14 protein-coding genes and 1 pseudogene are annotated in these 10805 nt (G+C 72.9%); 6 read left to right on the forward strand and 9 right to left on the reverse strand.

The window, feature by feature from the left end:
- Positions 1-335: pseudogene (locus VE546_RS26585) on the reverse strand (hypothetical protein); the annotation flags it as partial.
- Positions 336-520: 185 nt separating this feature from the next.
- A complete protein-coding gene (locus VE546_RS26590) occupies positions 521-1033 on the reverse strand; it encodes a hypothetical protein (protein ID WP_324926712.1) in 513 nt (170 codons plus the stop codon).
- A gap of 82 nt (positions 1034-1115) precedes the next feature.
- Here VE546_RS26590 and VE546_RS26595 point away from each other — a divergent pair, with 82 nt between their 5' ends.
- Entirely contained in the window at positions 1116-1622 is a 507-nt protein-coding gene (locus VE546_RS26595; RefSeq protein WP_324926715.1) for a DinB family protein, read from the forward strand.
- Between the two features lie 33 nt (positions 1623-1655).
- On the opposite strand, the gene VE546_RS26600 is transcribed toward VE546_RS26595, so the two are convergent.
- A complete protein-coding gene (locus VE546_RS26600) occupies positions 1656-2459 on the reverse strand; it encodes a class I SAM-dependent methyltransferase (protein ID WP_324926717.1) in 804 nt (267 codons plus the stop codon).
- Positions 2460-2587: 128 nt separating this feature from the next.
- Between VE546_RS26600 and VE546_RS26605 the strand changes: the two genes are divergently transcribed.
- From VE546_RS26605 to VE546_RS26615, 3 genes are all read left to right on the forward strand, one after another.
- Complete coding sequence (locus VE546_RS26605; protein WP_324926719.1) at positions 2588-3877, forward strand: YncE family protein; 1290 nt, start codon at positions 2588-2590, stop codon at positions 3875-3877.
- Positions 3878-4169: 292 nt separating this feature from the next.
- Positions 4170-6092 carry a rhamnogalacturonan lyase gene (locus tag VE546_RS26610; RefSeq protein WP_324926720.1) on the forward strand — a complete coding sequence of 641 codons (1923 nt, stop codon included), beginning with the start codon at positions 4170-4172 and terminating at the stop codon, positions 6090-6092.
- Positions 6093-6259: 167 nt separating this feature from the next.
- Positions 6260-6454 (forward strand): DUF5302 domain-containing protein, encoded by a 195-nt coding sequence (locus tag VE546_RS26615; protein ID WP_324926722.1) that lies wholly within the window; start codon positions 6260-6262, stop codon positions 6452-6454.
- Positions 6455-6504: 50 nt separating this feature from the next.
- On the opposite strand, the gene VE546_RS26620 is transcribed toward VE546_RS26615, so the two are convergent.
- From VE546_RS26620 to VE546_RS26645, 6 genes are all read right to left on the reverse strand, one after another.
- Entirely contained in the window at positions 6505-7509 is a 1005-nt protein-coding gene (locus VE546_RS26620; protein ID WP_324926724.1) for a zinc-binding dehydrogenase, read from the reverse strand.
- 151 nt (positions 7510-7660) lie between these two features.
- On the reverse strand, positions 7661-8332 hold the full coding sequence (locus tag VE546_RS26625; RefSeq protein WP_324926726.1) for a nucleotidyl transferase AbiEii/AbiGii toxin family protein: 672 nt from the start codon (positions 8330-8332) through the stop codon (positions 7661-7663).
- Entirely contained in the window at positions 8329-8676 is a 348-nt protein-coding gene (locus VE546_RS26630) for a transcriptional regulator (RefSeq protein WP_324926728.1), read from the reverse strand. The genes VE546_RS26625 and VE546_RS26630 overlap by 4 nt, the downstream gene beginning before the upstream one ends.
- Positions 8677-8725: 49 nt before the next feature.
- On the reverse strand, positions 8726-9223 hold the full coding sequence (locus VE546_RS26635; RefSeq protein ID WP_324926730.1) for a hypothetical protein: 498 nt from the start codon (positions 9221-9223) through the stop codon (positions 8726-8728).
- Between the two features lie 57 nt (positions 9224-9280).
- Complete coding sequence (locus VE546_RS26640) at positions 9281-9511, reverse strand: GntR family transcriptional regulator (RefSeq protein ID WP_414720594.1); 231 nt, start codon at positions 9509-9511, stop codon at positions 9281-9283.
- A gap of 132 nt (positions 9512-9643) precedes the next feature.
- The gene (locus VE546_RS26645; RefSeq protein WP_324926734.1) at positions 9644-9904 is read right to left on the reverse strand and encodes a GntR family transcriptional regulator; all 261 of its coding nucleotides are present in this window, start codon (positions 9902-9904) and stop codon (positions 9644-9646) included.
- 154 nt (positions 9905-10058) lie between these two features.
- On the opposite strand from VE546_RS26645, the gene VE546_RS26650 reads away from it, so the two are divergent.
- Positions 10059-10391, forward strand: coding sequence for a hypothetical protein (locus VE546_RS26650; protein ID WP_324926736.1), 333 nt, complete (start codon positions 10059-10061; stop codon positions 10389-10391).
- Positions 10388-10714, forward strand: a complete 327-nt coding sequence (locus VE546_RS26655; RefSeq protein ID WP_324926738.1) for a hypothetical protein — start codon at positions 10388-10390, stop codon at positions 10712-10714. The genes VE546_RS26650 and VE546_RS26655 overlap by 4 nt, the downstream gene beginning before the upstream one ends.
- Positions 10715-10805: the final 91 nt, after the last annotated feature.

A 10805-nucleotide genomic window follows, 5' to 3' on the forward strand; every position in this document is an offset into this window, starting at 1 on the left:
CCGGGGAAGCCGCGGAACAGCGGATCGTGCCGCCGGTCGGCGCCCAGGAGCGCGTCGATCCGGCCGAGCAGCCGGATGCCGTGCTCCGCCAGGGCGGCCGGCGGCAGGGCGGCGAGCGCGCCGCGCAGCGGGGCCGTCAGGACGTATCCGCGCCGGGCGAGGTCGGCCTCCAGGGCGGTGACCCCCTCGGCGTTGGCACGGGGGTCGGTCCGCTGACCGCCCGCCGGCGCGGTGACGTACACGGTGGAGAAGCGCCGCAGCAGCAGCCCTTCGAGGTCGTCCGCGGCCGTGGCCGTCGTGACGCCGGTACGGTCGGTGGCACGCGCGACGGCCATGCTCACACCCCCAGGAGATACGGACGGCACCGCCGGGCGAAGCGGTGCGGGGGCGGAGAGTGGGCGCGCTGGAATCTTTTCGAGAGAAGGAGAAGGAAGCACGCCGCGGAGCCGCCCCCGCATGGAGCCACCTTAGGCGGCCGGTCCGACAGCCGGCGAACCGTTTTCCTGCCGGCGACGGCGCGTCAGGCGTTCGGTGACGCGGCGCGGACGCGGCCGACGGCCCGCAGGACCTCGTCGCGGTTCCTCCCGCGCTTGATCCACACGGGGAGGGAGGCCACCAGCGTCTTCCGCGAGCCGGTCTCGTGCCGGGGAGCCCTCTCGCGCAGCGATGCCCGCACGTACCGCTCGACCAGTTCGAGGTGTTCGAAGTTGTAGGCCCACAGCAGGCCGTGGCGGGTCCGGGTCTGCAGCCGCAGCGGCGCGCCGAAGTACGGGTCCCGCGCGGGACCGCCCGAGCCCCGGCGGAAGACCATGCACCCACTGTTCCACGCCCGGGACAGGGCGCAGGCGCGGCAGATCAGGCGGCGGGGTGCGACTGCCGGGTAGAGGGGGTGGCCGGGCCCGTGCGGAACCCTGACGACGCGCGCGTCCCCTCCGCAGCCCGGACACACGACGAGGATCGGGTCGAGGAAGTCGTACTTGGTGTGGCGCCGGTCCCGGAACCGGTGGGAGCGGAGCGGGGACGACGGGCTCATGAAGCGAGTATGGGGCGCGCGGCGGACGGCCGACCGTCCGGTGGGGGATCATGGGACCCCGCCCCGTGAACAGGAGCCGGCCATGACCGTCGAACGCACGAGTCCGTCCATGACCGCGGGGGAGCGCGAGATGCTCCGCTCCTACCTGGACTTCCAGCGCGCGACGCTGGAGGCGAAGTGCGAGGGGCTCGCCGACGAGGAGCTGCGCCGCCGGTCCATGCCGCCGTCCACGCTCTCGCTGCTCGGTCTGGTGCGGCACATGGCCGAGGTGGAGCGCGCGTGGTTCCGCCGGATCGTCGGCGGCGAGGACGTCCCGCTGGTGTGGTCGGACGAGGGCGACTTCCAGGTGGCGTACGACGCGGCCACGGCGACGCGGGCGGAGGCGTTCGCCGCCTGGCGGGCGGAGGTTGAGCACGCACGCCGGATCGAGCGGGAGGCGGAGTCGCTGGACGTGACGGGCCGCCACCACCGCACGGGCGAGGAGGTGTCGCTGCGGCTGGCGATGCTGCACGTGCTCCAGGAGTACGCCCGGCACAACGGGCACGCCGACTTCCTGCGCGAGGGGATCGACGGGACCACCGGGGTGTGAACTCCCTTCCCGGGCGGGCCCGGACAGGGCGGTTCAGCCGTCCAACCGGACCTTCCACGCTTCCTCGCAGGGCCAGTCGCGCGCCCAGTCGGCGGAGACCTCGGGGTAGTCCCGGTGTGCGGTGCGGGGAGCGCGGATCTCGACCAGGTCCTCGACGGTGAAGCCGCTGGAGCGCAGCACGCGGATCATCTCGCCGTGCGGCAGGACGAACTCCACGCGCCCGCCCCGCTCCAGGCGGCCCGTGGCGGACTGCGGGCGGAGCAGCGCCGTGGACGCCCGCCCCTGTGGCGGCGCGCAGAGCGCGAACAGCGGCGAGTAGCGCACGAAGACCAGCAGGCCGCCGGGCGCCAGGAGCCGGGCGGCCTCGGGAATCCAGCGGCGGGGGTCGCACCAGAGCGAGGCGCCGTACTCGCTGACGGCCAGGTCGAAGGAGCCGTCGCGGCAGGGGACGTGTTCGGCGTCGCCCAGGACGAGGGGGAAGTCGAGGCCGAACTCGGCCCGCAGGACGCGGGCGGTGGCCAGTTGCCGCGCGGAGAGGTCGATGCCGAGGGGGTGCGCCCCGGCGCGGGCCAGCCACGCGGAGACGTACGCGGTGCCGCAGCCCAGCTCGATCACGCGCTTCCCGGCCAGGTCGCCGGGGAGCAGCGAGAGCCGTGACTCGGGGGTGGCCCACAGCCCCCAGACCGGCTCGGTCCGTGCCCACTGGGCGCGGGCGAGCGGGCCGTGTGCGGTGGCGGCCTCCTCGTCCCAGTAGCGCCGGTTCAGGCGCGCGTGGTCGCCGGTGCCGGTGCCGGTGCCGGTGCCGGTGCGGTCGTCGTGCCCGTCGGAAGCGGTCATGGAGGCATTGGACCGGCGGTCCGCCGTGCCGGGCAACGGATTTCGGGTGCCGGGCATCTGGTCAGCCGCCCGGACGGCCGCTACGTTACCCACGGTAACTAACCCTCCGTCAGACCAGGGAGTGCGCCATGACGACAACGCCGTCACCCCACTGCCCCTCCCCGCGCCGCCGCTTCCGACGGCTCGCCGGCTGCGCCGCCGCCCTCGTGCTGGCCGCCACGGCCGCGGCACCCGCCTCGGCGGCCGCGCCCGCGGACGCGGGGGACGCCGGTCTGAGGGAGGTGCTGTTCGTCGGCAACAACTGGGACGGGACCGCGGACGTCATCGGGTCCACCGGCGACCACGCCAGGGTCGGCCGGATCAACGTCATCCCCGACAAGGAGGAGCGGCTGCGGGAGATCTACCTCAACCCCGTCAGGCTCGCCTTCTTCCTCGGCATCCGCGAGACCGTCGGCGAGGGGCACGACCAGTACGTCGACGACATGTACTCCACGCCGGACGGCTCGGCCGTCGTCGTCTCGCGCCCGAGCTTCGCCGACGTGGTCTCGATCGACGTCACGACGGGGAGGCTCAACTGGCGCTTCCCCGTGTCGGGTTACCGCTCCGACCACATGGCGGTCTCCCCGGACGGCAGGCGGGTCGCCGTCTCGGCCTCGACGTCCAACACCGTCCACGTCCTGGACATCGCCACGGGCCGGGAGCTGGGCTCGTTCGCCACGGGCGACAAGCCGCACGAGAACGTCTTCACCGGCGGCGGCCGGTACATCTGGAACATGTCCATCGGCGAGGTCAACAACGACCTCGACGCCCCGTGGCTCGACTGGACGAAGGGCGACCGGCGCATCACGGTCGTCGACGCCACCACCTTCGAGCGGGTGAAGGTCGTCGACATGCGCGAGCGGCTGGACGCCTTCGGCCGCAAGGACCTCTCCGACGCGGTGCGGCCCGTCGCCTTCACGCCCGACGAGTCCACGCTCTACTTCCAGGTGTCGTTCTTCAACGGCTTCCTGGAGTACGACGTGGCCTCCGACAGGATCACCCGGCTGAAGGAGCTGCCGAAGAACCCGGAGACGGACGAGGACCGCACCACCTGGGTCAACGACTCGCGCCACCACGGGATGTCGATGAACCCGCAGGGCACCAAGCTCTGCATCGCCGGGACGATGGACGACTACGCCACCGTCGTGGACCGCGCGACCCTCCGGGAGGGCCCGCTGGTGGAGGCGTCCAAGCCGTACTGGGCGACCGTGAGCGGCGACGGCCGGCACTGCGTGGTCTCCGAGAGCGGCGCCGACCGGGTCACCGCCATCGACTTCGCCACCGGCCGGAAGGTGGCCTCCGTCCCCGTCGGCGACCACCCGCAGCGGGTGCGGCTGGGGCACGTGCCGGCCGGGTGGACCGGCCCCTCGGCGGGCTGACCGGCGGTACGGCCGGCGGGTTGACCGGTGGCGCGGACGGCCGCGCCACCCGTGACGACCGCGGCGGCCGTCCGTCCGGCCTCCCCGCCCGCCGCGAGGGCGGGGAGGCCGGACGGGACCGGGCCGGCGCACGGCTCTTGCCGCCGCGCGGTGGCGCCCCTATGGTCATGGGAGCGCTCCCATACCCCCTCGGCGTCCCGCCGCACCGGCTCTCCGCGGCGCGCCGATGAATCGTTTCATGCGTGCTCTTCCCACGGTGCGGGAGCGTCCACCACCCCTACAAGGAGCCGCCATGCCTGCCCACAGCACGAAGAGAACACGCGCGAGAGCACACGGAGCACGGAGGAAGGCCGGGCCGCGAGGACTGTGCGCCGCCGCGCTGGCCGCACTGCTGGCCGCCGGCTGGACGGCCGTCCCGTCGGCGGCCGGGGCGGACGCCTCCACGGCCGGCCCGGCTGCCGCACCCGCCCCCGCCGCGAACGCCGTGCAGATGGAGGACGTCAACCGGGGCCTGGTCTCGGTGCGTTCCGGCTCGGGGAACCTGGTGTCCTGGCGGCTGCTGGGCACCGAGGGCCGCGACACCGCGTTCAACCTCTACCGGGGCTCGGTGAAGGTGAACTCCTCGCCGATCACCGGCAGCACCAACCACCTGGACCCCGGCGCCCCCGCCGACGCCTCCTACACCGTGCGCGCGGTGGTGAACGGCGCCGAGCAGGCGCCCTCCGAACCCTCGCTGCGCTTCACCGGCGGCAACCACCTCGACGTACCGCTCTCCCCGCCCGGCTCGGGCTACACCCCCGTGGAGGCGAGCCCGGGCGACCTGGACGGGGACGGCCAGTACGAACTGGTCGTCAAGTGGGACCCGGACAACGCCAAGGACAACTCCCAGTCCGGGGTCACCGGCAACGTCTACGTCGACGCCTACCGCCTCGGCGGCCAGCGGCTGTGGCGCATCGACCTGGGCCGCAACATCCGGGCCGGGGCGCACTACACCCAGTTCCAGGTCTACGACTACAGCGGCGACGGCCGGGCCGAGGTGGCGATGAAGACCGCCGACGCCACCCGCGACGGCCGCGGCACCGTCATCGGCAACGCAAGCGCCGACCACCGCAACGCCTCCGGCTACATCCTCACCGGCCCCGAGTACCTGACCGTGTTCGACGGGCTCACCGGCGCGGCGCTGTCCACCGTCCCCTACGAGCCGGGGCGCGGCAACGTCTCCTCCTGGGGCGACTCGTACGGCAACCGCGTCGACCGCTTCCTGGCCGGCACCGCCTACCTCGACGGCACCCGGCCCTCCCTGATCACGGCCCGCGGCTACTACACCCGCGCCACCGTCACGGCCTGGGACTTCCGCGACGGCAGGCTGGTCCGGCGCTGGATGTTCGACTCCAACGCCTCCGGCAACGGCGCCGCCGCCGGACAGGGCAACCACCAGCTCTCCGTCGCGGACGTGGACGCCGACGGCCGCCAGGAGATCGTCTACGGCTCGGCCACCATCGACGACGACGGCCGCCTGATGTACGCCACCGGCTTCGGCCACGGGGACGCCCTCCACGTGGGCGACTTCGTGCCCTCCCGGTCCGGCCTGGAGGTCTTCACCATCCACGAGTCCGGCAACCAGCCCGGCTCCGACCTGCACGACGCCCGCACCGGCCAGGTCCTCCACCGCACCCCCACCAGCGGCTCGGAGGGCCCGGGGCGCGGCGTGGCCGCCGACATCCACGCCGGCAGCGCGGGGGCCGAGTTCTGGGGTTCGGGCCCGAACATGGACCGGCTGCGCAACGCGTCGGGCGGCGACGTGGGACGCAACCCGTCCTCGGCCAACTTCCTCGCCTGGTGGGACGGCGACCCGGTGCGCGAACTGCTGGACGGCACCCGCATCGACAAGTACGGCACCGGCGGGGAGACCCGGCTGCTGACCGGCAGCGGCGTGGCCGCCAGCAACGGGACCAAGTCCACCCCCGTGCTCTCCGGCGACCTGTTCGGCGACTGGCGCGAGGAGGTGATCTGGCGGCACGGCGACAACTCGGCGCTGCGCATCTACGCCACCACCGTCCCGACCGACCTCAAACTGCACACGCTGCTGCACGACGCCCAGTACCGGGTGGCGCTGGCCTGGCAGAACACCGCCTACAACCAGCCGCCGCACCCGAGCTTCTTCCTCGGCCAGGGCATGAGCCTCCCGCCGCAGCCGAACGTCTACCTGCGCTGACGGGACGGTCCGGCCCCTCACGAGGCCCGGGGGCCGCCCGCGATCGCACGGGCGGACCCCGGGCCGGGTGCGGAACCGGACGGCCACGACGGCCGAAATGGTCTCGCAGGACGGCCTCCCCTGTGTGAGGCTGACCGGTGCAGCCCCTTCGACCCCGGGAGGTCACCATGCAGGAGAACCAGGCCGATTCCAGTTCCGAAGCCGAGACCGAGGACGACCTCAAGCGGAAGTTCAGGGAGGCGCTGGAGCACAAGAAGCAGGTCGGCCAGAAGCGCCAGGCCCATGAGGAGAGCCGCTCCAAGGTCAGCGGAATGCGCCGCGAGGCCGGCCGGAAGCGGAATTTCCGCCGCAAGGCCGGCTGACGACTGCCGCGCGCCGCGTCCGGGCCGTACGCGGCCGGGACGCGGCCCGCTCAGGGCACCAGGACGACCTTGCCCAGCGTGGCGCGGGTCTCCAGGGCGCGGTGGGCGCGGGCCGCGTCGGCCAGGGGGAAGTGGTGGACCAGGGGGACGAGGGTGCCCGCGGCGGCCAGTGCCATGGCCTCGTCCTCCAGCACCCGCAGGTTCTCCATGCCGCCGACCTTGTCGAACATCGGCTTGCCCAGCACCGACCGCGACGTGATGCCCAGCCGCCGCTGCTCCTCCTGCGACGGCGCGGTCTGCCCCTCGGGGGAGAAGCCCGTGGCGGCGTAGCCGTACGACAGGTGGGTGCCGCCGGGGGCGAGGAGGCCGAGGGCGGTACGGCCCAGATCGCCGCCGACGCCCTCGAAGAGGAGGGTGAGGGGCCGGTCGCCGAACTTCCCGCGGATCCGGTCGGCCCAGTCGTCCCTGGTGTAGTCGACCACGAGGTCCGCGCCCAGCGCCCGTACCGCCTCGACCTTGACCGGGCCGCCCGCGGCGCCGACGACGGTGGCGCCCCGGTACCGGGCGTACTGGACGAGGAGGTTGCCGATGCCGCCGGCCGCGGCGAGGACCAGGACGGTGTCGGCGGGGGAGAGGTCGGTGAAGCGGAGGATGCCCATGGTGGTGCGGCCGGTGCCGATCATGGCGATGGCGTGGTCCTCGCTCAGCCCGGAGGGCAGCGCGTGCAGCCGCTCGACCCCGGTGACCGCCAGCTCGGCGTAGCCGCCGGGCGCGTGGCCGAGGTGGGCGACGACGCGGCGGCCGAGCCACTGCGGGTCGACGCCCTCGCCGAGCGCGTCCACCGTCCCGGCGACCTCGCGCCCGGGAACGGTGGGCAGCTCGGGCAGGGGGACGGGGCCGAGCCGCTTCCCCGACCGCAGAGCGGTGTCCACCAGGTGCACCCCGGCCGCCGCGACGGCGATCCGCACCTGGCCGGGGCCGGGCTCGGGGTCCGGGACCCGCTCGTGGCGGAGGTTCTCGGCGGGGCCGAAGGCGTGCAGACGGATGGCGCGCATGGGTTCTCCCGTTCGTGGCGGTCCCGTTGGTGGCGACCACCACCCTGTGACCTCAAGTGCGCTTGAGGTCAAGTCGTAGGGCGGGAGAGGGCGTCAGACCCGGGGGAAGCGCGCCTGGAGGTCCCAGACCACCGGGTTGTCGCCCAGGCCCTCAGCGCTCCTCTTCCGCGTCCGGGTCGTGGAGCCGCTCCGCGATGTCCTCGGCCCAGGCCCGGGCCCATCGGCGCAGCTCGGCGATCTGGTGATCGCCGAGTCCGTAGGCGGCGAACTCGGTGTCATCGATCCAGTCCGCTCCGGCGAGCCGGGCCTGGAGCTCGGAGAGGTCGAAGGCGTCGCGGGCGTGGCGCCGGCCGAATTCTTCGAGTTCCCTGCGGCCCCACAGGTCCGAAGCAGCCCGGACGTCGATGAGGTCGCGAGCGAGGCCGCGATCGGTCAGCGCGCGGACCTTGGTGCCGACCACATCCTCCAGGGAGAGCACCGGACCGTGTTCGGTGCGTACGGGAGGACGCCAGAGGACTTCCTTGAGGATGTCGACCTCACACTTCCCGCCGCTGCCGGGGTCGATGACGATCAGCCGGGCGGACAGCGGATCGGTCTCCAGCGTCCGTACGTGCCAACCGCGCTCCTCCAGCCCGGCGCGCACCGTCAGCGCGATGTTCTCCATCCGCTCCGGGTGCTCCGTGGCGACGTCCAGGTCCTGGCTGAGCCGGTCGACCAGGCCGTGCGCTTGTACCGCGTAACCGCCGGTGAGGACGAGGGGGTATGCCTCGCCCACGGCGAGCACGTCCGCGAGGAGCCGCCGGTGGAGTTCCGTGAGATTCACGCGACGGCAGGGGAGTCGTGTGTCAGCTCGGGGAAGGCGCTCTCCCAGGTGTCGCGGAGGTCACGGCTGACCAGAGTGCGCAGGACGGGCCACATGTCGGTCAACAGGTCCCGGTTGAGGTACCGCACCAGGTCGTCGTGCATCCCCTCGGCCAGGACGATCCGGTACAGGCTCATCCTCAGCCGAGGCTGATCGAGGTCGAACCGGGTCAGACCCGACCACGCCAGATGCAGGGGCAGGCTGACCGTGCCGTGGGCCGGGCCGGCGAGTTCCGACAACTCGCCGGGGAGTCGCCGGGCGAACTTGGCGCGGCGGAGCTCGGAGACGTTGGGCACCGCTGACATGCCTCGATTATTCCGCAGCGGTGCACGTCCGTCCGCCCTGTGGAAAAGCTCAGACCCGAGGGAAGCGCGCCTGGAGGTCCCAGACCACCGGGTTGTCGCCCAGGCCCTCGTGCAGGTCGGTGAGGTCGGCGATCAGGTCGTGCAGGAAGTCGCGCGCCTCGCGGCGCAGCATGCCGTGGTTGACGGTCAGCGGCGGCTCGTGCTCGGGCAGCCAGTCGGCGGTGATGTCCACCCAGCCGAAGCGGCGCGTGAAGCGCAGGCTGTCGGCCGACTCCACGAAGTCCAGCTCGGCGTGCTGGGGACGGGAGGCGCGGTTGCCGAGGGGGTCGCGGTCGAGCCGTTCGGCGATGTCGCACAGCGCCCAGGCGAAGTCGAGCACCGGCACCGTCCCCCGGGCCGTGGACAACTCCCGGTCGGTCTCGGTGTCCGCCAGGTAGACGTCACCACAGAACAGGTCGTGCCGCAGCGTCCGCACGTCCGCCGTGCGGTAGTCGGTCTGGGGCGGATCGGGGAAGCGGGTGGAGAGGGCGTAGCCGATGTCGAGCACGGAAGCGATGGTGGCACGCCGCGGGTTCCGTCTGTCCGCCGGGCGTGCGCAGGGGCGTTACTCCTGGCTGTCGCCGGAGTCGTGCGCGGACTCGGCCACGAACGTCCCCTTGCCGTGGACGGTGACGATCAGTCCCCGCTCGCGAAGCACGGCCGTGGCCCGGCGGACGGTCATGTAGGCGACGCCGTACTCCTCGGCGAGGGCACGTTCAGCGGGCAGCCGCATGCCCGGACGCAGCTCGCCGACTGCGATGCGCGCCGCGATGTGATCGGCCAACGCGACGTACACGAGTTGCGGTCCCTGCGGATTGAAGTCGGGAACCTGACTCTGATCGTTCACACCGGGGGGCCTGAATCCGCTCGTTCACATGGGCAATACGGGGCAGCGTGACCGCCTCGATCAGGCGGAACGGTGATGTCGTTACTCCTGGCTGTCGCCGGAATCCTTCGGTTGTTCCACGACGTAGACGCCCATGCCGGGGACGGTCTTCACAAGCCCCTCGTCCTTGAGTACCTGGACGGCCTTGCGAAGGGTGTCCCGGGCCACCTCGAACTCGGCTTCCAGCTCCACCAGGCTCGGAATGCGGCGGCCGACCGGGATGGTCCCGTCAGCAATGCGCTTCCGCAGGCTCGCGGCGATCTGGCGGTACGGCGGAATGGGCCCTTCCCGGTCGATGCTCATGTTCTGGAAGCTATGAGACCACCGACGCCCGACCATAGCTACCCCAGAGGGTAGACGGGGGTAGTACACCAGCCGTATGGTGCACAAAGACGGAACCCCCGCGACCGCTGGCACCGGTCCGGGGGCATGGCCAACGCTGCAAAGGAGCGTCGACATGGAAGACCTTATCCACCGCTGCCTCGACTGGGTGAGAACGTGGCTGCTGCCGCCGGGGAGCGGCCGGCACCGAGCCTGTTCGCCTCATCCTGCCTCCGTCCCCACCGCCCGCCCGTCACTGCTGGTCACGACCCTGGCCGTACCGCTGCCGACGTCGCGGCGGTGGTGGAGGGCCGACGAACCGGCCGACGGCGATGCCAGTCCCCTGGTCCGCCCGTACGTGGTCGCGTACGAGCAGTACGAGCGGCGCCGTGCGCTCGCCCTGGCGCTCGACGGCATCGACGTGGGCCCGTCCGTCATCCACGGCGTACGGGTGGGGGCCGCCTGGTGACCGGGCGGCCGATGGTCTGCTGCCGGTGCGAGCGCGTCACGGACCGGCCGGTCCTGGTGCGCGTGATCGAGAGCGGCTCGGGGCCGGGCGGGATGCACTACGCCTGCCCGGACGACGCCCGCTGGTACGCCACCTTGCCGGACGCCCCGCGGTGGCTCAGGGACGAGGTGCGCGCCTTGGCGGACGAGGAGTACCGGTCGGTGGCGTGCCGCCTGGGACGGCACCGGACGTGCCGGGACGGCGAGGAGACCGAGCCGCCGTGCGAGGGCGTGACCGTCCTGCGCTGCTCCTGCCCCTGCCACCAGCGGGACGGCGACGCCTGACCCGGGAGGGCGGCCCTGGAAGAGGGAACGGAAAGGGCGCCCGGCACCGCGAAGGCGGTGCCGGGCGCCCTCCGCGAGACGCCGGCGACGT

The sequence above is a fragment of the Streptomyces sp. genome (assembly GCF_035644915.1).
Taxonomy (GTDB): domain Bacteria; phylum Actinomycetota; class Actinomycetes; order Streptomycetales; family Streptomycetaceae; genus Streptomyces.

What these genes read in the sequence shown, in the direction of transcription:
- VE546_RS26630 (WP_324926728.1), bottom strand. Translation starts at nt 8,676, where the DNA reads ATGTCAGCGGTGCCCAACGTCTCCGAGCTCCGCCGCGCCAAGTTCGCC.
- VE546_RS26605 (WP_324926719.1), top strand. Translation starts at nt 2,588, where the DNA reads ATGACGACAACGCCGTCACCCCACTGCCCCTCCCCGCGCCGCCGCTTC.
- VE546_RS26610 (WP_324926720.1), top strand. Translation starts at nt 4,170, where the DNA reads ATGCCTGCCCACAGCACGAAGAGAACACGCGCGAGAGCACACGGAGCA.
- VE546_RS26615 (WP_324926722.1), top strand. Translation starts at nt 6,260, where the DNA reads ATGCAGGAGAACCAGGCCGATTCCAGTTCCGAAGCCGAGACCGAGGAC.
- VE546_RS26600 (WP_324926717.1), bottom strand. Translation starts at nt 2,459, where the DNA reads ATGACCGCTTCCGACGGGCACGACGACCGCACCGGCACCGGCACCGGC.
- VE546_RS26620 (WP_324926724.1), bottom strand. Translation starts at nt 7,509, where the DNA reads ATGCGCGCCATCCGTCTGCACGCCTTCGGCCCCGCCGAGAACCTCCGC.
- VE546_RS26650 (WP_324926736.1), top strand. Translation starts at nt 10,059, where the DNA reads ATGGAAGACCTTATCCACCGCTGCCTCGACTGGGTGAGAACGTGGCTG.
- VE546_RS26595 (WP_324926715.1), top strand. Translation starts at nt 1,116, where the DNA reads ATGACCGTCGAACGCACGAGTCCGTCCATGACCGCGGGGGAGCGCGAG.
- VE546_RS26645 (WP_324926734.1), bottom strand. Translation starts at nt 9,904, where the DNA reads ATGAGCATCGACCGGGAAGGGCCCATTCCGCCGTACCGCCAGATCGCC.
- VE546_RS26590 (WP_324926712.1), bottom strand. Translation starts at nt 1,033, where the DNA reads ATGAGCCCGTCGTCCCCGCTCCGCTCCCACCGGTTCCGGGACCGGCGC.